Here is a 20,122-nt window from a genome sequence, read left to right on the forward strand (position 1 = left end):
ACATGGCTACGGAGCGCAGCACTCAGGACGTCACACGGGAGTTCCGGACGGCCCGGGACTTCCTGGTGGCACACCGCGAGGACTACGAGACGGCGTACCGCGATTTCCACTGGCCGGCGTTCGACCGGTTCAACTGGGCCCGGGACTGGTTCGACGCGCTCGCGGTCGAGCAGCCCGGGGTCGCCGCGCTCACGATCGTCGAGGAGGACGGCGAGGTCAACTCCCGGACGTACCGCGAGATGGCCGAGCGGTCCCGCCGGGTCGCCGGCTGGCTCACCGAGGCCGGGCTGCAACCAGGAGACCGGGTCCTGATCGTGCTCGGCAACACCGTGCCGCTGTGGGAGACCATGCTCGGCTGCATCCGGGCCGGCGCGGTGATGATCCCCGCGACGACCCTGCTCACCGACGCCGACCTCGCCGACCGGATCCAGCGCGGCGGCGTCCGGGCCGTGGTGACCAGCAGCGCCGAGACCGGCCGGTACGCCGGGATCGCCGACCACTGCCTCCGCGTCGCCGTCGGTGAGGCCGTCGACGGCTGGCTGCACTACGACGACTCGGCGCAGTACGACGGCCCGGTGCCCGAGGTGGACACCTCCGCCCACGACTCGCTGCTGCTCTACTTCACCTCCGGTACGACGAGCCAGCCCAAGCTGGTCGAGCACACCCAGGTCAGCTACCCCGTCGGCCACCTGTCGACGATGTACTGGATCGGGCTGCAACCGGGCGACGTCCACCTCAACGTCTCCTCCCCCGGCTGGGCGAAGCACTCGTGGAGCAACGTCTTCGCGCCCTGGAACGCGGGCGCGACCGTGTTCCTCTACAACTACACGCGCTTCGACGCCGAGAAGATGCTGCGCGTCCTGCAGACGTACGGCGTGACCACGTTCTGCGCGCCGCCGACGGTCTGGCGGATGCTGATCCAGGCCGACCTGTCTGCGGTGGAGGTCCGGATCCGGGAGTGCATCTCGGCCGGTGAGCCGCTCAACCCCGAGGTGATCGAGCAGGTCCGCAACGCCTGGGGCGTCACCATCCGGGACGGGTACGGGCAGACCGAGACGACCGCGCAGATCGGCAACCCGCCCGGCCAGCCGGTCAAGCTCGGCTCGATGGGCCGCCCGCTGCCCGGGTACTCGATCGCGCTGATCGACCCGGCTACCGACGAGGTCGGCGCGGACGGCGAGATCTGCATCGAGCTCGCGCCGGCGCCGGTCCCGCTGATGCGCGGCTACCGCGACGCGCCCGAGCTGACCGCCGAGGTGATGCGCGGCGGGCACTACCACACCGGCGACGTCGCGAGCCGGGACGTGGAGGGCTACATCACCTACGTCGGCAGGTCCGACGACGTGTTCAAGGCCAGCGACTACCGGATCTCGCCGTTCGAGCTGGAGTCGGTGCTGATCGAGCATCCCGCAGTCGCCGAGGCGGCCGTCGTACCGTCGCCGGACCCGGTCCGGCTCGCGGTCCCCAAGGCGTACGTCGTCCTGTCCGCCGGGTACGAGCCGTCCCGCGAGCTGGCCGGCGAGATCCTGGCGTTCTGCCGCGAGCACCTGGCGCCGTACAAGCGGATCCGGCGGATCGAGTTCGCGGAGCTGCCCAAGACGATCTCCGGGAAGATCCGCCGGGTCGAGCTCCGGGCGGACGAGACGGCCAAGGTGGACAGCGGCGAGCCGGGCCGGCACGCGTACGACGAGGCCGACTTCAGGGAAGGGTGATGTCCTTCGACACCGGCCTGGGTTGGGCAGCGATTGTCGTTCTGCCACTGCTGATCGCAATTGGCGTCGGTGCGTCCCGGTACGCGGGGCTGCGGCACGACAGAGGAATCGTGACTGCGGCCCTGCGTGCTGTTCTGCAGCTGACCGCGGTCGGTCTGGTGGTCGGTGTCGCGCTGCAGCACACGCTGGGTGCGATCGCGTTCGTGCTGGTGATGTTCGTGGTCGCCACCTTCACCAGCACCCGGCGGATCCACTCGACCGCGGTGATCCCGCGGCAGTGGATGTACTGCGCGACCGCGATCGGTTGCGGTGCGTTCGCCGTACTGCTGCTGCTCATCCTGCCCGGGGTGGTGCCGCGCAACCCGGCCACGATCCTGCCGATGGGCGGCATCATCATCGGCGGCACGATGACCGCGACCACACTGGCCGGCCGCCGGGTGCTGAACGAGTACGGCACCCGGTACGGCGAGTTCGAGGCCGGACTGTCGATCGGCCTGCTGGCGCCGGACGCGTTCAAGCTAGTGGTCGGTCCGGTCGCCGGTGACGCTCTGCTGCCGGCGCTCGACCAGACGCGCACGGTCGGGCTCGTCTCGCTGCCCGGCGCGTTCGTCGGCATGGTCCTGGGCGGCGCCTCGCCCACGGAGGCGGCCGCCCTTCAGCTGGTCGTCCTGGTCGGCCTGGTCGCCGCCGAGTCGCTGGCGATCCTGACCATCACCGAGCTGCTGTCCCGTTCGGCCCTTCCGGACGGGCGTACGGTTTCCTCATGAGTGATGACAAGAGCCTGTTCAGCCGGATCGACGACCTTGTCGCCGAGGAGCGCGAGCTGCGCTCCCGGCACGCGACCGGGCGAATGAACGACGACGACGAGCGCGCCCGGCTGCGGGCCGTCGAGGTCGAGCTCGACCAGTGCTGGGACCTGCTCCGGCAGCGCCGCGCCAAGCGCGAGTTCGGCGACAACCCCGACGACGCCCAGGCCCGCTCCGCCGACACCGTCGAGGGCTACCTCGGCTAGAAACCGCGCCTGACGGCCTAGAAACCGCGCAGTTTCTCCGGCGTGATGCGGATGATCACCGAGTAGTCCGCGTGGAACTGCTCGTTGGTCATCCCGAGGCCGGCGATGTCGTCGGCGTACTTGTTGTTGTAGGCCGCCAGCTCGTCACCGGTGATCGGCGCGTCGTCGACGACCGCGGTGCCGGAGATCACCCCGACGTCGCCGCCGGTGTGGGTGGCGTTGAAGTTCAGCGCCACCTGCGGGTGCGCGGCGACGTTGTGCAGCTTGGCCTTGTTCGGCTGGCTGGCGATCAGCAGCCGGTCACCGTGCCAGAGGAACCAGACCGGGTTCGGCGCGGGTGTCCCGGACTTGCCGACGGTCGTCAGCCACACCACTCGTTCGTCGTCCAGCTGCCGCGCGATCCGCTTGCCGAAACCGGTGGACGTGTCGATCGTGATCATCAGGCCCCTTCAGGGTCAGGTGGTCAGGACGGACCGAGACGCCCCCACTCGATCGCCGGACACCGGTTCATCACCATGGTCAGCCCGGCGGCCGTCGTACGCGCGTAGGCGTCCGGATCCACTACATCCAGCTGGAACCACACGGCCCGCGCGTTGATTCCCACCGCCTGGTCCGCGATGTCGCCGGCCAGCTCGGAGCGCACGAACACGTCCACGCAGTCCACCGGGAACGGGATCTCCGCCAGCGTCGCGTACCCCTGCTCGGCGTGCACGGTCTCCGCCGACGGATGCACCGGCACGATCCGCTTGCCGTGCCCCTGCAGGAACCGCGCCACGCCGTACGCGGCCCGGCTGGTGTTGTTCGACAGTCCAACGACCGCCCACGTCTGGCAGTCCGCGAGGATCTTCCGGATATCGCTGTCCATGTCTCGATCCTCCCTCAGCCACGCAAGTACGTGAGCACTGCGGACACCCGCCGGTCCCGCCCGTCGTCCAGCTGCAGCTTCGCGAAGATGTTCCCGACGTGCTTGCGTACGGCGGCCTCGCTCACCACCAGCTGCTCGGCGATCGACGCGTTCACCCGCCCTTCCGCCATCAGCGCGAGCACCTCCAGCTCCCGCGGCGTGAGCGCCGACAGCGGACCGTCGTTCCGCCGCCGCGCGAGCAGTTGCCGGACCACCTCGGGGTCCACCACGGTCCCGCCGTCGGCGACCCGGTCCAGCGACTCGAGGAACTCCGCGACATGCCCGACCCGGTCCTTCAGCAGGTACCCGATCCCGCCGGTCGTTGTCTCGAGCAACGAGGAGAGATACGCGTCGGCGACGTACTGCGACAGCACCAGGATCCCGATCGCCGGCAACTCGGCCCGGATCGCCGCCGCCGCGCGCAGCCCTTCGTCGCTGTGGCCGGGCGGCATCCGGACGTCGGTGATCACCACGTCCGGCGGCGCCTTGCGTACGACGGCCAGCAGTGTGTCGGCGTCCCCGACGGCATCCCGTACCTCGTGGCCGGCGCGGTCGAGAATGCTGGCCAGCCCCTCCCGCAACAGCATCGAGTCTTCGGCCAGCACGATGCTCAGTCGCAGAGTCGGCACGGGCACTCCATCCTCAGTCGCGTCGGCCCACCGAGTGGGCTGTCGATGTCGAGTGTCCCTCCCAAAGCGTCCAACCGGGTCACCAGCCCGGTGAGCCCGGTCCCGGCGCCTGGCCGCGCACCACCGACGCCGTCGTCGGTGATCGTGATGACCAGCCGATCACGCTCGACCCACCCGGCCACCTCACAGGTCCTGGCCTGCGCGTGCTTGGCGACGTTGGCCAGCGCCTCGCTGACGACGAAGTACGCCGCGGCCTCGATCGGCGGCGGCAGTCGCGACGGCAGCGTCAGCTGCACGGTCACCGGCAGCGGACTCCGGTCCGCCACCTCCAGTACGGCGGCCTCCAGCCCATGGTCGACGAGTACGCGCGGGTGGATCCCGCGGACCGCCTCGCGCAGGTCCGCCAGCGCCGCCTCCGCCTCACCGTGCGCCTTCACGACCAGCCGCTTGCCCTCCCCCTCCGGCAGGTCGAGCTCGGCCAGTCCGAGTGTCATGGTCAGCCCGACCAGACGCTGCTGCACGCCGTCGTGCAGGTGCCGCTCGATCCGGACCCGCTCGGTCTCGAACGCGTCGACCAGGTCGAGCCGGGACCGCCGCAGCTCGGCCAGGTTCCGCTGCAGCTCCTCCTGCCGCGGGCCCAGCATCGCCTTCGCCAGCGCGGCCTCCGCACCCGCGAGCACGCCGACCAGGTAGGAGCTCAGCGCGAAGAAGGGCGGCCCGAAGCACAGCAGGAAGATGAACCCCTCCTGCGCGCTGTCCAGGATCCACGGCCCCATCCCCATCTGGTCGCCGTCCGCGATCACCGGCGCGGCCAGCGTCGTACCGAGGATGGTCGCGCTGATGCCCGCGACCAGGGCGCTCAGCGGCCAGACGAAGACACCCAGCACGAAGCCGTAGCCGAGTGCGCGCAGCGAGGCCTGCTCGCGGCGGCGGAACTTCAGCTTCTCGCGCAGCGACAGCGACTCGGGCATCTTGGCGTGCGGGCTGCTGATGCCGTCGATCAGCACCAGCCCGGACCGCCACCGTTCGACCCGGCCGATCACGACCCCGATCAGCGGGAACATGGTGATCAGCAGGATCCCGATCAGGATCGGACTGAGCACCGCACTGGCCGCAGCGAGCCCGAAGAGCACACCGATCGTCACCACACCCACCGGCACCGACGTGAACAGGTAGGCGTAACTCCGCCACGGCCACGACGACACCAGGTACCGCGGCGACGCCATCGCCGCCCAGGTCGTCATCGGTCTGTCCACGGCGTCAGCCTAGGTGGGTTGGGGCCCGGTGAGCGGTAGCGTGCGCGCTACTCCAGGTCTCTTCTGTGGGCCAGGGCTTTGTAGCCGCTTTCCCGGTGTGCTGAGTGCATGACCGCTACCGCGCCGACGTACCCGAGCGTCGTACCCACTGAACCGCCGGCCCTGCTGCTGGACGGCATCACCAAGACCTACCGGTCCAAGGCCGGTGCGGTCGACGCGCTGCGAGGCGTGACGTACCACTTCCACCGCGGCACGTTCACCGCCGTGATGGGCCCGTCCGGGTCCGGCAAGTCGACCCTGCTGCAGTGCGCAGCCGGGCTCGACCAGCCGACCAACGGCTCGGTCGTCCTCGGCGGAGTGAACCTGCGCGGGCTCAATGAGGTCGCGCTGACCAAGCTGCGCCGCAAGGAGATGGGCTTCGTCTTCCAGGCGTACAACCTGCTGCCGTCGCTCACCGCCTACGACAACGTCGCGCTCCCCCTGCGACTGACCGGTCGCCGCCCGAGCCGCAGCGCCGTACATCAGGTGCTCGAGCAGGTCGGGCTGGACGGCAAGGCGAAGCGGCGCCCGGCGGAGCTGTCCGGTGGACAGCAACAGCGGGTCGCGATCGCCCGGGCGCTGATCACCCAGCCGTCGGTCTTCTTCGCCGACGAGCCGACCGGCGCCCTGGACAGCGGCACCAGCCGGCAGATCCTGTCCCTGTTGCGCGATGCGACCGACCGGGCCGGGCAGACCGTGGTGATGGTGACCCACGACCCGGTGGCCGCCGCGTACGCCGAGCGTGTCCTGTTCCTGTCCGACGGCCTGATCGCAGGCCACCTCGAGCGCGGCACGCCGGCCCAGATCGCCGCCGCGATGAGCCACTTGGAGCGGTGATGTTCTACGTCAGCCGGCAGACCGTCGGCCGCCATCGCGCCCTGTATGCCGGCTCGTTCATCGCGCTCGCCGTCGGGGTCTTCCTGCTCGGTCTTGCCGCCACCGCGACGGCCGCCACCATCGCGTACGACGGTCCGCTCGCCGCAAGCATCACCGTGACGACCCTCGGCAGCCCCGACACCCCGCCCGAGCAGCTCCGGGTGCCGACGACCGACGCCGACGTGTCCGGCCTGCAGACCGTGCTCAGCATGGTCGGGACGCTCGCCGGGTTCATCACGATCTTCGTCATCGCCAGCACCTTCGCCTTCGCGGTCGCCTCGCGTCGCCGGGAGATCGGCCTGCTCCGGCTGATCGGCGCCACCCCGAGGCAGGTACGGCGGATGATCCTCGGCGAAGCGTTGGTCGTCGCGATCGCGGCTGCGCTGACCGGGGCGGTGCTCGCCCAGCTGGCGACGCCGCTGCTGCTGAGCAAAGCGTCGTACACCGAACTGGCGCCGGTGAAGCTGGAGCCGGCCTCGCCGTGGGTCCCGTTGTCGATCGCGGTCGGCGCCGGGGTCCTGGTGGCGATGCTCGGCGCGCGGTCGGCCGCTCGTCGGGCCGGTCGGGTCGGACCGATCGACGCGCTGCGTGAGGCAGCGCTGGAGCCGCCGCGGATCGGGCCGGTGCGGATCGCGTTCGGGCTGCTGTTCCTGGCCGGATCGATCACGTTGCTGGCGCTGATCCGGCCGTCGACCGGTGAGGGCGTGATGCCGCTGGCGATGTTCACCCCGATGCTGCTGGTCATCGCGCTCACTCTGCTGGCGCCGCTCATCGTGCCCTGGATCAGCCGGCTGTGGTCGCTGCCGCTGACCAGGTGGACCCAGGTCTCGGGCCTGCTCGCGCGGAGCAACGTGATCGCCGCACCCCGCCGGAGCGCCTCGCTCGCGGCGCCGATCCTGTCGATCTCCGCGATCGCCGGGTCGATGGTGCTCAGCCTCAGCTTCGCCGCCGACAGCGCCGAGGCGGCCATCCGCGACGCCGTTCGCGCACCCGTCGTGGTCGCCGGCTCGCAGCTGTCGTCGACGACCGGCGTGGCCGCTGCCGACGCCGGCATCCCGCTCCAGTTCGTCCGGATCAGCCAGGACGACGCCCAGCTCGAGGACGCCGAAGGCATCGACCCCGCGGTCGCGGTCCGCACCCGGCAGCTGACCCCGATCGCGGGCGACCTCGCGCGACTGACCGGCAACACGGTTGCCGTGGGCAAAGAGACGGCCGGGTTCGAGCACTACCGGGTCGGCGACGAGGTACCGGTGACGTTCCTGGACCGGACCAGCGCCAAGCTCCGGATCGTCGCCATCGTCCCGGATGCGTTCGGCGCGAACCCGACCTTCCTGGTGCCGCTCGAGCTGGCCCGCAAGCACGCGCCGACGGCCGAGCCCGAGCGGATCTTCGTGCTCCCCGAACCCGGCGTCGACCTGGTCGGCAAACTCGACAACGCCGTGCCGGCCGCCGAGTGGGAGGCGGAGCAGGCGGCGGGAGTCCGGAAGGGAGACCAGTTCGGGCTGATCCTGCTGCTCGGGCCGGCCGCGCTCTACAGCGCGATCGCGATCGCCAACACGCTGCTGATGGGCAGTCTGCAGCGGCGGCACGAGTTCGTCACGTCGCGGCTGCTCGGCGCCACGCCGGCCCAGATCCGCCGGATGGTGCTGTGGGAGTCGTCGCTGGTCGGCGTGGTGGCGCTCAGCCTCGGTACGGCGATCACGGTCACCGTCGGGATCCTGATCCGGCACGCGCTGACGTCGGGGGTGGCCGACGTACCGGTGACCGTGCCGTGGGGTGTGCTGCTGGGTATCGCCGCGATCTGTCTGACCTTGGCGGTAGGGTCCGCTCTGGCCCCGACGACGTACATCCTGCGCCGGTCGCAGCCGTCCGGAGCGCTGGACTAGACCGCTCACGGCGGCTGTCTCGGCAGGTTGGCGGGTCGTGGCCACGCTCGTGGGGCCCCCATCCTGGACTGAGGAGCGCAGGGAGCGAAGCGACTGGAGTGACGAGGGAAGGACGGGAACCAGGCCCCACGACGCGCCGCGCCGGAGGCGTGGCAATGTGCACAGCAAATGGGAGTTCACCAGGGACAATGGGCACGGCGCCGGACCGTCGCGGCGCCGTACCGGCTTGATCGAGGAGTTCGTACACCGTATGGCACGCCGTAGCAGCACCACCGCCGAGCCCGAGGACTTCGAGGAGCGCATCCTCGACGTCGACGTCTCCGACGAGATGCGCACCAGCTACCTGGAGTACGCCTACTCGGTGATCTACTCCCGGGCGCTGCCGGACGCGCGGGACGGGCTGAAACCGGTCCAGCGGCGGATCCTGTTCTCGATGGCGGAGAACAACATCCGCCCCGACCGCGGCCACGTGAAGTCGGCCCGCGTCGTCGGTGAGGTGATGGGTAAGTACCACCCGCACGGCGACGGCGCGATCTACGACGCCCTGGTCCGGACCGCGCAGCCGTGGTCGATGCGGGTCCCGCTGATCGACGGCCACGGGAACTTCGGCTCGCTCGACGACGGCCCGGCCGCGATGCGGTACACCGAGTGCCGGATGGCGCCGTCCGCGCTGGCGATGACCAACGGCCTGGACGAGAACGTCGTCGACTTCCGGCCGAACTACGACGGCCAGGAGGAGGAGCCGGCGGTGCTGCCGGCCGCGTTCCCGAACCTGCTGGTCAACGGCGCCGCCGGGATCGCGGTCGGGATGGCGACCAACATGGCGCCGCACAACCTGGTCGAGGTGATCCAGGCACTGCGGCACCTGATCAAGACCCCGAACGCCGACCTGGACGACCTGATGCGGTTCGTCCCCGGTCCGGACCTGCCGACCGGCGGCAAGATCGTCGGCCTGGAGGGCATCAAGGACGCCTACGCCACCGGCCGCGGCAGCTTCAAGATGCGCGCCACCGCCCGGATCGAGAACGTCACCCCGCGCCGCAAGGGCATCGTGGTCACCGAGCTGCCGTACTCGGTCGGCCCGGAGAAGGTGATCGAGAAGATCAAGACCCTGGTCCAGTCGAAGAAGCTGCAGGGCATCGCCGACGTCAAGGACCTGACCGATCGGACCCACGGCACCCAGCTGGTGATCGAGGTCAAGAACGGCTTCGTCCCCGAGGCGCTGCTGGAGCAGCTGTACAAGCTGACCCCGCTCGAGGACGCGTTCCACGTCAACAACGTGTGCCTCGTCGACGGCCAGCCGCGCACGCTCGGCCTGAAGGACCTGCTCGAGGTCTACCTCGGCCACCGGTACGACGTGGTCCGCCGGCGCAGCGAGTTCCGCCGGAAGAAGGCCCAGGACCGGCTGCACATCGTCGACGGCCTGCTGATCGCGATCCTGGACATCGACGAGGTCATCCAGATCATCCGCAGCAGCGACGACGCCGCCCAGGCCCGCGGCCGGCTGATGGAGATCTACGACCTGTCCGAGGTGCAGGCCAACTACATCCTGGACATGCCGCTGCGCCGGCTGACGAAGTTCTCCAAGCTCGAGCTGGAGACCGAGAAGGGCGAGCTGGAGCGCGAGATCGAGCGGCTGACCGCGATCCTCGAGGACGAGAACCTGCTCCGCAAGACGGTCTCCGACGAGCTGGCCGAGGTCGCGAAGACCTACGGCACGCCGCGCCGGACCGTGCTGCTGGAGTCGTCCGGCGCGACCAAGACCGCGGCCGTGCCGCTCGAGGTCAGCGACGACCCGTGCTGGGTGCTGATGAGCTCGACCGGCCTGCTCGCCCGTACGAACGGCGTGGAGCCGTTCGGCACCGGCGACGCCCGGGCCAAGCACGACGCGATCGTGTCCGCGGTGAAGAGCACCGCCCGCGGCCAGTACGGCCTGGTCACCAGCGCCGGCCGGCTGATCCGGCTCGAGTCGCTCGACCTGCCCGCCGTACCGACGACGGCGAACGCGCCGAACCTGCAGGGTGGCGCGCCGGTGGCGGAGTTCGTGTCGCTGGAGCCCGGTGAGAAGGCGCTTGCGCTGACCACGATGGATCCCGACTCGATCGGTGTCGCGCTGGGGACGGCGGCTGGCGTGGTCAAGCGGGTCGTGCCCGACCACCTGAGCAACCGGGACGCGTGGGAGATCGTCCGGCTGAACGACGGCGACGAGGTCGTCGGCGCGATCGAGCTGACGACCGGCGAGGATGAGCTCTGCTTCATCACCTCCGACGCGCAACTGCTGCACTTCCCGGCGTCCGCGGTGCGTCCGCAGGGCCGGACCGCGGGCGGTATGGCCGGTGTCCGGCTCGGCAAGGACGCGAAGGTGGTCTTCTTCGGCGCCGTCGAGTCCGGGCGCGAGGCGCACGTCGTCACGATCGCGGGCTCGTCGTCGGCGCTGCCGGGGACCGAGGTCGGCGCAGTGAAAGTCACACCGTTCAGCGAATACCCGGGCAAGGGCCGCGGCACCGGCGGTGTGCGCTGCCAGCGGCTGCTCAAGGGTGAGGACGGGCTGCTGCTCGGCTTCATCGGTGCTGCGCCGGTCCGGGCGAGCGCGAACAGCGGCGCCCCGGTGGACCTGCCGCCGATCGACCCCCGACGGGACGGCTCCGGCGTACCGGTTGCGCAACCTATCGCTGCCTGCGCCGCCGACAGCGCCAGTTACGTGGCAGGCTGACGCCATGAAGAGACTGCTCGCGCTGGGCGCGGTGCTGGTGATGGCGCTGGCGGGCTGCAGCGACGACAAGAAGGACGCCGACGGCGGCACCACCCAGCCCGGCGACGATCCGGTCGCGCTGCTCACGGATGCCAAGAAGACGATCGACGAGGCGGCCAGCGTGCACATCGTGCTGACCGGCCGCGACCTACCGGAGAACGCGCAGACCCTGGTCAGCGGTGACGGTGTGGCGACACACGCCCCGGCGTTCAAGGGCAAACTGACCGTTCGTACGGCGGGCGCGCCGATCGACGCCGAGGTGGTCGCGGTCGGCAGCAAGGTCTACGCGAAGCTGCCGTTCACGACCGGCTTCACCGAGCTGCCGCAGTCGCAGCTGGTCGCGCTCGGCGCGCCGGACCCGGCAATCCTGCTGGACCCGGACAAGGGCCTGACCTCTTTGCTGCCGAAGGTGAAGGACCCGAAGATCAAAGGCGAGACCCGGGAGGGCGCCAAGGTGCTGACCGAGGTCACCGGCACGGTGCCGGGTTCAGCGCTGCCGGGGATCTTCCCGAAGGCGCCGGCCGACCAGGACTTCCCGAGCACCTTCAAGATCGACAAGGACACCAAGCAGTTGGTGTCGGCAACGATCACCGGACCGTTCTACGACGGCGCCACCAGCAGCTATGACGTGACCCTGGACAAGTACGGCGAGCAGGTCGAGATCACCAAGCCGTGAGCACCCCCAGGGTCCGGCTCACCCTTGCGTCGATCGCGGTAGCCTTCGCAGCTGCCGACACCTACGTCGTCGTCCTGGCGTTGCCGGACATGATGGCGGGCGTCGGGTTGTCCGCGGACGAGCTCCAGCGGGCGGCGCCGATCATCTCCGGGTTCCTGCTCGGCTACATCGCCGTCCTGCCGCTGATCGGCCGGATCGCCGACGTCGTCGGCCGCACCCCGGTACTGATCGGCGCACTGCTGCTCTTCGCGGTCGGGTCGCTCATCACCGCGGGGGCGTACGACCTCTCGTTGATAGTGACCGGCCGCTTCCTGCAAGGTGTCGGCGGTGGCGGCCTCGTCCCGGCCACGCTCGCACTGGTCGCGGACCTGTGGCCGGCCGACCGCCGAGGCCTCCCGCTCGGCGTGGTGAGCGCCGTACAGGAGATCGGGTCGGTGCTCGGCCCGCTGCTCGGCGCGCTCGTGCTCGCGGTGGCCGACTGGCGCTACATCTTCTGGCTCAACCTCCTTGTGGCTGTAGTCCTCGCGCTCCTGCTGAGTGGGTTCAAAGCCCCACCGATCTCGGCTGCGGTCGGCTTCCTCGCCTGTGTGGCCCTCGGCCTCACCTTGACTGCGCCCGAGCGGTTAGCGACCGGCGTGACACTCGGCATCCCGTTCGTCCCGTTCTCCGGTGACTCGCGCCTGCTCACGCCGATTGGCGTGGTCACACTGGCCCTGCTGCTTCTCTGGATTGCCCTGCTGCTCCGCAAGACCCGTGTGCGGGCAACGCTCGAGCAGGTTGACCTCGTGGGCGCACTGCTGCTCGCGCTCGCGCTGGCCGGTGTCGTGCTCGCGTTTGCGACCGCTGATCCCGAGCGGGAGCTGATGTCGCCTGCGGGACCGTGGCTGCTGGTTGGAGCTGCCGTGTTCGCGGTGGCGTTCGCGGTCTGGCAACGCCGTACGCCGCGGGCGATCGTGCCACGTGGTTTGCTCGGCGCCTCGCCGGCGTGGGGTTCGCTGGTGGTCAGCTTCCTCGTCGGATGTGCGCTGATCGCGGCGCTGGTCGACGTACCCGTCTTTGCGCGCACCACCCAGGGCGGCGGGCAGTTGGCGGCCGCGTTGGTGCTGCTGCGGTTCCTGATCGCGTTGCCGGTCGGCGCGGTCGTCGGCGGCTGGCTGACGCGGCGCTACGGGCTCGGCGTGATCACCGGTGCCGGGCTCGCGCTGGCCGGGGCGATGTTCGTGGCGATGGCGTTCTGGAGTCGCGACGCACTCGATCACTGGCCGGCGACCGTCGTACTGCTGCTGTGCGGCTTCGGCTTCGGGCTGGCGTTGTCGCCGGTCAACACGGCCATGCTCGGCGCCACTCCCCCGGACAGCCACGGCCTGGTGAGCGCGCTGGTGGTGGTCGCCCGGATGGTCGGCATGCTCGTCGGCGTCTCCGCCCTCACGGCAATCGGTCTACGCCGCTACTTCGCCATCGTCGACGACATCCCGTCGCCCAACGAACTGTGCCCGTCCGCCCCCGGCTCCTGCCGCCCGTTCGTCGACGCACTCCGCGACGCCGCCGTTTCACAAGTTCACGCAATCTTCGCCGGCGCCGCCGTCTCCGCCTTCCTGGCCGCCATCCTGGCCGTCCTCGTCCTCGGCCGACGTGGCGTTCTGCACAGATGATGGTCACCGTGCCGGAACCTGGTCCCGGCTGCCGTACGGTGATTCCGTGACCGCACGACTCGACGCAGCTGGCCGGCCTGGCCTGTGTTCGACTTTCTGTCGGGAGTTGCGTGAGCCGATGCCCGGTACGGCGGTTGTCGCCAGCGGCTGGGTGGTCGTCGAGCAGCCTGGGCCGTGGGGTGCGAAGGCGCCGACGCAGAGCCATCTCGACCCGGAGTTCGGTCGTGCGATCGACGAGGCGTGCAAGAAGGCGGACGTGCGGTTCGGGCTGATCCGCTCCCCCGGCCGCCATCCGGACGCGGTCGAACGGTCACACCAGGTGTACGTCGCCTCGACTCGTCCCGGCCGGACTTGGCTGCTCGGTGGAGCTGTCGCCGACCCGGTGCAGCTGGACGAGCTCGACCTCGACGCGATCGGCCGAGGCGATCAGGATGCCGTGATCGACTCGCTGCCCACGCTGAGCGTGGTCGACGAGCCGGTGATGCTGGTCTGTACCAACGGCAAGCGCGACGAGTGCTGCGCGCTGCTTGGCCGGCCCTTGGTCAACGCGGTCGCCGCGGTCGCGCCGGGCCGGGTCTGGGAGGCGAACCACCTCGGCGGACACCGGTTCGCGCCGACTGCGACCGTGCTCCCCTTCGGCACGATGCACGGCCACCTGACTGCCAACACCGCCGTCGGCGTACTCGAGGCCGCGCGTCGCGGGGAGACTGTGCTGACCGGCCTACGCGGCCGGTCGACCTGGTCGAAACACGGCCAGGCGGCGGAGATCGCCGTACGTGAGCTCACCGGTGAGCTTGCGCTGGATGCCCTCAGTGTGGCGGGCGAAGACCTGGGAACCGTGACCGTGGTGCATCGCGACGGCCGGTCCTGGAATGTGCCGGTCACCAGCGCACCGGCCGATCCACCTCGTCCGGAGTCCTGCGGAAAGGAGCCGTTCGCCATGTCGATCCTGCGTGCCGAAACCCCAGTGCCGGGTGACGTCCGATGAGCAGCGGATTCGAGGACCTGCTGGCCGCCAACGCCGACTACGCCGCCGACTTCCACTACGGCGGGTTCGACGGGATCGCGCACGCCGGCGTCTGCGTCGTCACCTGCATGGACTCGCGGATCCCGCCGCTGGAGATGCTCGGGCTGAAGCCGGGAGACGCGAAGGTGCTGCGCAGCGCCGGCGGCCGGGTCACCGAGGTGACGATGACCGGGCTGGTGCTCGGCGTCCAGCTGCTCGGCGTCCGCCGGATCATGGTCATCCCGCACACCCGCTGCGCGATGGCCGCGATGTCCGAGGACGACCTGCGCGCCAAGGTCGAGGCCGCCGCCGGCAAGCCGGCCGGCTACCTGCCGATCCACGTCATCCCCGACCAGCTCGAGGCGCTCCGCCACGACGTCACCGCCGTGCGCGACCACCCGCTGATCGGCGACGACATCCTGGTCGGAGGGTTCATGTACGACGTGGACACCGGCCGCCTCACCCAGGTCGACTGACACTTAGGAGCTGCTTCCGTGCCGGGTTCCGGCCACCCTCAGTTCACGCTCGCTCCCGCCGCCCTCCGCCCCTTGCCGCTGGCAACTGTCCGGCCCACCGGATGGTTGCTGGAGCGGCTGCGTCTGCAGGCCGACGGGATGGCCGGTCACCTGGACGAGTTCTGGCCCGACATCGCACGCAGCGGCTGGATCGGCGGTGACGCCGAGGGCTGGGAGCGCGGACCGTACTGGCTCGACGGCATCACCGGCATCGCCTACCTGCTCGACGACGAGCGGCTGCAGGCGAAGGTACAGCGCTGGGTCGACTACATCCTCGACCATCAGCACCCGGACGGCTGGTTCGGGCCGCGCTCGGGCGAATCGACGTACGCCGACCATGACGTCTGGCCGCGGATCATCGTGCTGAAGGCGCTGCTGCAGCACTATGACGCGACCGGCGACGAGCGGGTGGTACCGGCCGCACTGCGGTTCCTCCGGCTGCTCGACGTACTGCTGGACGAGTGGCCGCTGCAGGAGTGGGCGCGGTCGCGGTGGACCGACGTGGTCTGGGTGATCAACCAGCTCCACGATCTGACCCGCGAGGACTGGCTGCTGCCGCTGGCGGCGAAGTGCCAGGAGCAGGGGTTCGACTGGTTTGGGTACGCCGACGACCTCCCGTTCCGCGGGAAGGTGCCGGACGCAACCTTGCAGGCCGCGAAGGACGAGCACGACGGCCTCTGGATGAACGACGTCCACCTGTCCTCGCATGGTGTGAACGTCGCGATGGGGCTCAAGGCGATGCCGGTCTGGTCGCGGCACGATTCCGCCGAGGATCAGCAGGCCCGCCTCCTCCGGCTCGTCGCGGCGTTGGACGAGCACCACGGGCAAGCGAGCGGCTTGTTCAGCTGCGACGAGCACCTGGCCGGTCGCCACCCCAGCCAGGGCACCGAGAACTGCACGGTCGTCGAGCACCTGGCGTCGCTCGAGGTCGCCCTCGAGTCCTACGGCGCCGTCGAGCCACTCGCCGACCGGATGGAGCGGCTCGCCTTCAACGCGCTGCCCGCGAGTGCATCGGCCGACGAGTGGACGCACCAGTACGTGCAGCAGGCCAACCAGGTGATCTGCCACGTCACCGAGGACCGCATCTACACCAACAACGGCCCCGACGCGAACGTCTTCGGCCTCGCGCCCCACTTCGGCTGCTGCACGGCCAACCGACACCAGGGCTGGCACCGCTTCACCACCCACCTCTGGATGCACTCGCCCGACGGCGCCCTCACCGCCCTGTCCTACGCCCCGTGCTCCTTCTCGTACGGCGACCTGTCCGTCGACGTCGCCACGTCGTACCCGTTCGAGGACGACGTCACGATCACGGTCAGCGGCTCCGGCGTCGTACCGCTCGATCTCCGTGTCCCCGCCTGGACCACCGACGCCACCGTCGACGGCAAGCCGGTTGCCGCCGGCACCATTCACCAGGTACGACGCGACTGGTCCGGCGGACCGCACGTCGTTCGACTGCATCTCCCGGCCGCGGTGCAGACGGTCTCGCGGACGGCCAGCACCTTCGAACGCGGTCCACTGGTCTTCGCCCTTCCGATCCCCGAGACCAGGCACCGCATCGGCGGCGACGACCCGCACGCGACCTGGGAGATCCACCCGGCCGGCCCGTGGAACTACGCCATCGACCCGGCCACGATCGAGGTCGACCGCCGGCCGCTGACCGGGCACCCCTTCGTGAAGTCCCCGATTCAGCTCCGCGCGCAGGGCCGCCAAGTCCCCTATTGGACGCTGGAGCACGGCGCAGCCGCCGCACCCGCGCCCAGGCCCGCCACCACCGGCGACGCGCAGGACCTCACGCTCATCCCCTACGGCTGCACAACCCTGCGCGTCACCGAGCTACCGCTGACCTCGTAGACCTCAGAGCTCGTCGACCACCTCGATCTCCTCGACCGCGGAGGTGCCCTCGCGGACCAGGGCGAAGGCTGCCTTCACCTCGGGGAGGTTCGGGGCGAGCTCACGCACGGACTTGAGCGTGTCCATCGAGTCCCAGCGCCAGACGCCGACCCACTGGCCATCGGGCAGCCGGCCGAGGCGCGCCTCGGTCAGACCCGGCGTGGCAGTGCGCACGGCCTCGACCAGGGCGGTGTGGCGATCCCGTACTTCGGTCGCCTCGACGGTGTCGACAGCTTCGAATCGGGTGACTGCGATGAGCGACATAACTAGTGCCTTTCTCTAGAGTTGACTTATAGCGGACGAATCTAGAGATAGACTCTAGTCATGACTGTTGTCAAGCGGCCCAACCGGCGGGCGGAGAAGGCGGCCGAGACCCGGCGGCGGATCATCCAGGCAGCCACTGAGCTGTTCGTCGAGGACGGGTACGGCGCGACCAACCTGCAGGACGTGGCCGACCGGGCCGGGGTCGCCGTACAGACGATCTACTTCGTCTTCGGCAACAAGCGGGCCCTGCTCAAGGAGCTCGTCGACGTGACCATCGCCGGGGACTCCGAGCCGATCGCGACGATGGATCGCCCGTGGTTCACCGACGCCGTCAAAGCGGCGACGGCCGGAGAGATGCTGTCGGCGTACGTCCCCGGCTCGAGCGCCGTGCTGCAGCGGGTCTCACCGATCATGCGCGTCCTGGAGGCCGCTGTAGCGAACGACCCCGAGGTCGCCGCGCTGTGGCCGCAGGACGAGGACCTGCGGTACGTCGTCCAGCGCGCAGCCGCAGACGCGTTGGTCACCAAACCAGGCGCACGCGAGGACCTCACCGCTGAGAACACGGCAGACATCCTCTACGCCATCCTCAGCCCCGAGCTCTACCTGCTGTTCACCCGCGACCGCGCCTGGTCCCACGAGCGCTGGCTGCAGTGGGCCGGAGAGACCCTCCGCAGCCAGCTCTGCGTCACTGGTGGAGCATGACCTTGCCGGTGTCGAGCTCGTAGTAGGCGCCGACCAGTTTGAGCTTGCCGGACTTCTCCAGCGGACCGATGACGGGTGACTGGCGGAGCGTGGCGAGCACGAGGTCGACGTTCGCGTGGATGGCGTTGGTGAGGCGGTCGCCGGGTTTGCCGGCGACCTGCCGGACGGCCGGGGCGAGGGTGTCGACGAGGTAGTCCATCTCGCCCGCCTCGGCGGTGCGCCGGCCTGCGTCGACCGCCTTCATCGTCGCGGTGAGCGCGCCGCACCGCTGGTGGCCGAGCACCATCAGCAGCGGTGTGTGCAACTCGGCGACGCCGAACTCCAGGCTGCCGGTCACCGAGTGGTCGAGCGCTTCGCCGGCACTCCGGACGACGACCAGGTCACCGAGCCCCTGGTCGAAGACGAGCTCGATCGGCACCCGCGAGTCCACACAGCCGAGCACGGTGGCGAACGGGGTCTGACCCTTGCTGACGGCAACGCGGCGCGCGATGCCCTCGTCCAGGTTCTCCTCGCGGTCGGCGACGAACCGGGCGTTGCCTTCCTGCAGGCGCTGCAGCGCCTGGTTGCCGTCAGCAACCGGCGGCGCGGAGGGCGGGTAGGTGCCGGCCAGCGTGTGTCCGGCGGACGAGGCGACCGACGAGGGCGTCGTACCGTCGTCGGCGCAGGCGGTGAGGGCGGCGCCGCCGGCTCCGGCGACGAGAGTAGTCTGCAGGGCGGTGGTCAGGAACCGGCGCCGCGAAGTGAAAGCCGCAGTATTGGGCGCCGACGCCTGGCCGCGGCGAGATGTGATGCTCAACGATGTGCTCCTTGATGAGGGCGGCGTGGGCGATCGCCGCCTTCTGAAGGTAACCCCTTGCATACTGTCTGCAATACCCGGGGTGGTCAGTAATCTGATCGGGTTCCGGGAGAGATCTGATAGACAGCCCTTATGAGACTCCGCCCCAGTTCGTTCTCACGCTCCCTGCTCATCGGCGCCATCGCCCTGACCACTGCCCTGTCGGGTGCGCCGACCGTCCACGCCGCACCCACCACCGGCTGTCTCGACACCGCCGTCAAAGGCACCGTCGAGGAGCAGCGCCTGGACAACGGCGTCGCCGGCGGCCCGTCGGTGCCGGCCGAGATCCTGCGCCGCTCCAGCTTCGACCGGCACGTCGCCCTGTTCACCCGTCTGCTTTGCTCGGTTCCCAACAAACACGCTGCCGCCGTCCTCGTCCGCACCCAAGGCGAGGCCCTCTGGCGTACGGCGACCCATCGCGCACAACACCCGCAGACGCAGCCCGACGCACTGCCCGCAACCGACGACCGCGGTCTCTACTGGGCCCGCATCTCGATGGCCCTCGCCCTGCGGCAGTGGCAACCGGACTTCACCATCGGTACGGCGGACCGCGCCGGCCTGATCCGGTCACTCGAGTACAGCTCCCGCGGTATCACCGGCACCCGGTTCGCCCCTGGCGTGCAGAGGATCCTGGTGACCGGCTTCGACCCGTTCACGCTCGACGCGGACATCCGGATCGGCAACCCGTCCGGCGCCAACGCCTTGACTCTGGACGGTCAGCGCTGGGTGGTGAACGGCAAGACGTACGAGATCCAGACCGTCGTCTTCCCGGTCCGGTACACCGACTTCGACGAGAACATGGTCGAGAACGCTCTCGCCCCGCACTACCGCCCAGGTCCACAGCGGGCTGATCTGGTCATGACTGCGAGCCAGGGCCGGGTGGGCATCCTCGACCTGGAGGTGTTCAACGGCCGGCGCCGTTCGGTCAGCTCGATCGGTGACAACAACAACCTGTGGGGCGGTGGCACGGTCAGCGCACCGGTCGTCTCCCCCAGCATGCCGGCGGGTCCCGAGTGGCTGACCTCCAGCCTGCCGCTGGCCCGGATGGCGCAGGCCGAGGTCACGCCGTTCCGGATGCGGGTCAACACCAGCGTGCTCGAGATCCCGGCCGGTCAGACTCAGCCCGTCCGCCAGCCGCTAGGCCCGACGCCCGGCTCGATCGCGTCCGAGGGCGCCGGCGGCGGCTACCTGTCCAACGAGGTTGCCTACCGCAACACCCTGCAGCGCGACCTGCTGGACCCGTCGATGCCGGCTGGTCACCTGCACGTTCCGGTGCTGTCATTCGACGCGGCGAACAAGACCGCGATCACCGACCCGACGTACGAGGCCAACCGGGAGGCGATCGTCCGCGGCTCCCATGCCGCGCTGCGTACCGCGCTCGGCTGATAGACCCTGAAGGGGACCTTTCCTCGGTAGGAGAGGTGTTGGCAGGGTGTGTGTGGGAGGGGTCAACGTGGAGCACGCGCAGCGTAGCGAGCATGAACGACGTTGATGCCGACGAGCGCAGGCTGAT

At 70.0% G+C, this 20,122-nt stretch carries 19 protein-coding genes; 13 read left to right on the forward strand and 6 right to left on the reverse strand.

Annotation, left to right across the window (positions count from 1 at the left end; translation table 11 throughout):
• The first annotated feature begins 2 nt into the window (after positions 1-2).
• From AB0H36_RS41400 to AB0H36_RS41410, 3 genes are read left to right on the forward strand one after another with little or no spacing between them, the layout of a single operon-like run.
• Positions 3-1,712 (forward strand): AMP-binding protein, encoded by a 1,710-nt coding sequence (locus AB0H36_RS41400; protein WP_360536394.1) that lies wholly within the window; start codon positions 3-5, stop codon positions 1,710-1,712.
• On the forward strand, positions 1,712-2,479 hold the full coding sequence (locus AB0H36_RS41405) for an ABC transporter permease (RefSeq protein WP_360536396.1): 768 nt from the start codon (positions 1,712-1,714) through the stop codon (positions 2,477-2,479). The genes AB0H36_RS41400 and AB0H36_RS41405 overlap by 1 nt, the downstream gene beginning before the upstream one ends.
• Positions 2,476-2,724 carry a DUF2630 family protein gene (locus AB0H36_RS41410; RefSeq protein WP_360536398.1) on the forward strand — a complete coding sequence of 83 codons (249 nt, stop codon included), beginning with the start codon at positions 2,476-2,478 and terminating at the stop codon, positions 2,722-2,724. Before AB0H36_RS41405 ends, AB0H36_RS41410 begins: the two co-directional genes overlap by 4 nt.
• A gap of 17 nt (positions 2,725-2,741) precedes the next feature.
• Here AB0H36_RS41410 and AB0H36_RS41415 read toward each other — a convergent pair whose 3' ends face one another.
• Genes AB0H36_RS41415 through AB0H36_RS41430 form a run of 4 tightly spaced genes read right to left on the reverse strand, consistent with a single transcriptional unit; the run spans position 2,742 to position 5,513 of the window.
• Entirely contained in the window at positions 2,742-3,164 is a 423-nt protein-coding gene (locus AB0H36_RS41415) for a TIGR03667 family PPOX class F420-dependent oxidoreductase (protein ID WP_360536400.1), read from the reverse strand.
• 23 nt (positions 3,165-3,187) lie between these two features.
• Positions 3,188-3,589, reverse strand: a complete 402-nt coding sequence (locus AB0H36_RS41420; protein ID WP_360536402.1) for a CoA-binding protein — start codon at positions 3,587-3,589, stop codon at positions 3,188-3,190.
• A 14-nt stretch (positions 3,590-3,603) separates the two neighbouring features.
• Complete coding sequence (locus AB0H36_RS41425; protein WP_360536404.1) at positions 3,604-4,257, reverse strand: response regulator transcription factor; 654 nt, start codon at positions 4,255-4,257, stop codon at positions 3,604-3,606.
• A complete protein-coding gene (locus AB0H36_RS41430) occupies positions 4,239-5,513 on the reverse strand; it encodes a sensor domain-containing protein (RefSeq protein WP_360536406.1) in 1,275 nt (424 codons plus the stop codon). The genes AB0H36_RS41425 and AB0H36_RS41430 overlap by 19 nt, the downstream gene beginning before the upstream one ends.
• 108 nt (positions 5,514-5,621) lie before the next feature.
• Between AB0H36_RS41430 and AB0H36_RS41435 the strand changes: the two genes are divergently transcribed.
• The 8 genes from AB0H36_RS41435 to AB0H36_RS41470 all read left to right on the forward strand — a co-directional run bounded on the left by AB0H36_RS41435 (position 5,622) and on the right by AB0H36_RS41470 (position 16,769).
• A complete protein-coding gene (locus AB0H36_RS41435; RefSeq protein ID WP_360536408.1) occupies positions 5,622-6,389 on the forward strand; it encodes an ABC transporter ATP-binding protein in 768 nt (255 codons plus the stop codon).
• Positions 6,389-8,314, forward strand: coding sequence for an FtsX-like permease family protein (locus AB0H36_RS41440; protein ID WP_360536410.1), 1,926 nt, complete (start codon positions 6,389-6,391; stop codon positions 8,312-8,314). Before AB0H36_RS41435 ends, AB0H36_RS41440 begins: the two co-directional genes overlap by 1 nt.
• Before the next feature lie 250 nt (positions 8,315-8,564).
• Positions 8,565-11,027, forward strand: a complete 2,463-nt coding sequence (locus AB0H36_RS41445) for a DNA topoisomerase IV subunit A (RefSeq protein WP_360536412.1) — start codon at positions 8,565-8,567, stop codon at positions 11,025-11,027.
• A 4-nt stretch (positions 11,028-11,031) separates the two neighbouring features.
• Positions 11,032-11,742, forward strand: a complete 711-nt coding sequence (locus tag AB0H36_RS41450) for an LppX_LprAFG lipoprotein (RefSeq protein ID WP_360536414.1) — start codon at positions 11,032-11,034, stop codon at positions 11,740-11,742.
• Positions 11,739-13,394 (forward strand): MFS transporter, encoded by a 1,656-nt coding sequence (locus tag AB0H36_RS41455; protein WP_360536416.1) that lies wholly within the window; start codon positions 11,739-11,741, stop codon positions 13,392-13,394. Before AB0H36_RS41450 ends, AB0H36_RS41455 begins: the two co-directional genes overlap by 4 nt.
• Positions 13,395-13,500: 106 nt before the next feature.
• Positions 13,501-14,382 carry a sucrase ferredoxin gene (locus tag AB0H36_RS41460; RefSeq protein ID WP_360536418.1) on the forward strand — a complete coding sequence of 294 codons (882 nt, stop codon included), beginning with the start codon at positions 13,501-13,503 and terminating at the stop codon, positions 14,380-14,382.
• Positions 14,379-14,876, forward strand: coding sequence for a carbonic anhydrase (locus AB0H36_RS41465; protein WP_360536420.1), 498 nt, complete (start codon positions 14,379-14,381; stop codon positions 14,874-14,876). The genes AB0H36_RS41460 and AB0H36_RS41465 overlap by 4 nt, the downstream gene beginning before the upstream one ends.
• Before the next feature lie 18 nt (positions 14,877-14,894).
• Complete coding sequence (locus tag AB0H36_RS41470; protein ID WP_360536422.1) at positions 14,895-16,769, forward strand: beta-L-arabinofuranosidase domain-containing protein; 1,875 nt, start codon at positions 14,895-14,897, stop codon at positions 16,767-16,769.
• A gap of 3 nt (positions 16,770-16,772) precedes the next feature.
• On the opposite strand, the gene AB0H36_RS41475 is transcribed toward AB0H36_RS41470, so the two are convergent.
• Positions 16,773-17,072, reverse strand: a complete 300-nt coding sequence (locus tag AB0H36_RS41475) for a hypothetical protein (protein WP_360536424.1) — start codon at positions 17,070-17,072, stop codon at positions 16,773-16,775.
• Between the two features lie 60 nt (positions 17,073-17,132).
• Between AB0H36_RS41475 and AB0H36_RS41480 the strand changes: the two genes are divergently transcribed.
• Positions 17,133-17,774, forward strand: a complete 642-nt coding sequence (locus AB0H36_RS41480) for a helix-turn-helix domain-containing protein (protein ID WP_360536426.1) — start codon at positions 17,133-17,135, stop codon at positions 17,772-17,774.
• On the opposite strand, the gene AB0H36_RS41485 is transcribed toward AB0H36_RS41480, so the two are convergent.
• Positions 17,758-18,570 carry a carbonic anhydrase gene (locus tag AB0H36_RS41485; protein ID WP_360536428.1) on the reverse strand — a complete coding sequence of 271 codons (813 nt, stop codon included), beginning with the start codon at positions 18,568-18,570 and terminating at the stop codon, positions 17,758-17,760. The two genes, AB0H36_RS41480 and AB0H36_RS41485, sit on opposite strands and share 17 nt — an antisense overlap.
• 132 nt (positions 18,571-18,702) lie before the next feature.
• Here AB0H36_RS41485 and AB0H36_RS41490 point away from each other — a divergent pair, with 132 nt between their 5' ends.
• A complete protein-coding gene (locus AB0H36_RS41490; RefSeq protein WP_360536430.1) occupies positions 18,703-19,995 on the forward strand; it encodes a hypothetical protein in 1,293 nt (430 codons plus the stop codon).
• Positions 19,996-20,122 lie beyond the last annotated feature (127 nt).

Source organism: Kribbella sp. NPDC050820 (assembly GCF_040653975.1).
Classification (GTDB): domain Bacteria; phylum Actinomycetota; class Actinomycetes; order Propionibacteriales; family Kribbellaceae; genus Kribbella.

Coding starts and splice junctions, on each gene's coding strand:
- AB0H36_RS41400 (WP_360536394.1), top strand. CDS start 3: ATGGCTACGGAGCGCAGCACTCAGGACGTCACACGGGAGTTCCGGACG.
- AB0H36_RS41405 (WP_360536396.1), top strand. CDS start 1,712: ATGTCCTTCGACACCGGCCTGGGTTGGGCAGCGATTGTCGTTCTGCCA.
- AB0H36_RS41410 (WP_360536398.1), top strand. CDS start 2,476: ATGAGTGATGACAAGAGCCTGTTCAGCCGGATCGACGACCTTGTCGCC.
- AB0H36_RS41415 (WP_360536400.1), bottom strand. CDS start 3,164: ATGATCACGATCGACACGTCCACCGGTTTCGGCAAGCGGATCGCGCGG.
- AB0H36_RS41420 (WP_360536402.1), bottom strand. CDS start 3,589: ATGGACAGCGATATCCGGAAGATCCTCGCGGACTGCCAGACGTGGGCG.
- AB0H36_RS41435 (WP_360536408.1), top strand. CDS start 5,622: ATGACCGCTACCGCGCCGACGTACCCGAGCGTCGTACCCACTGAACCG.
- AB0H36_RS41440 (WP_360536410.1), top strand. CDS start 6,389: ATGTTCTACGTCAGCCGGCAGACCGTCGGCCGCCATCGCGCCCTGTAT.
- AB0H36_RS41445 (WP_360536412.1), top strand. CDS start 8,565: ATGGCACGCCGTAGCAGCACCACCGCCGAGCCCGAGGACTTCGAGGAG.
- AB0H36_RS41450 (WP_360536414.1), top strand. CDS start 11,032: ATGAAGAGACTGCTCGCGCTGGGCGCGGTGCTGGTGATGGCGCTGGCG.
- AB0H36_RS41465 (WP_360536420.1), top strand. CDS start 14,379: ATGAGCAGCGGATTCGAGGACCTGCTGGCCGCCAACGCCGACTACGCC.
- AB0H36_RS41475 (WP_360536424.1), bottom strand. CDS start 17,072: ATGTCGCTCATCGCAGTCACCCGATTCGAAGCTGTCGACACCGTCGAG.
- AB0H36_RS41480 (WP_360536426.1), top strand. CDS start 17,133: ATGACTGTTGTCAAGCGGCCCAACCGGCGGGCGGAGAAGGCGGCCGAG.
- AB0H36_RS41490 (WP_360536430.1), top strand. CDS start 18,703: ATGAGACTCCGCCCCAGTTCGTTCTCACGCTCCCTGCTCATCGGCGCC.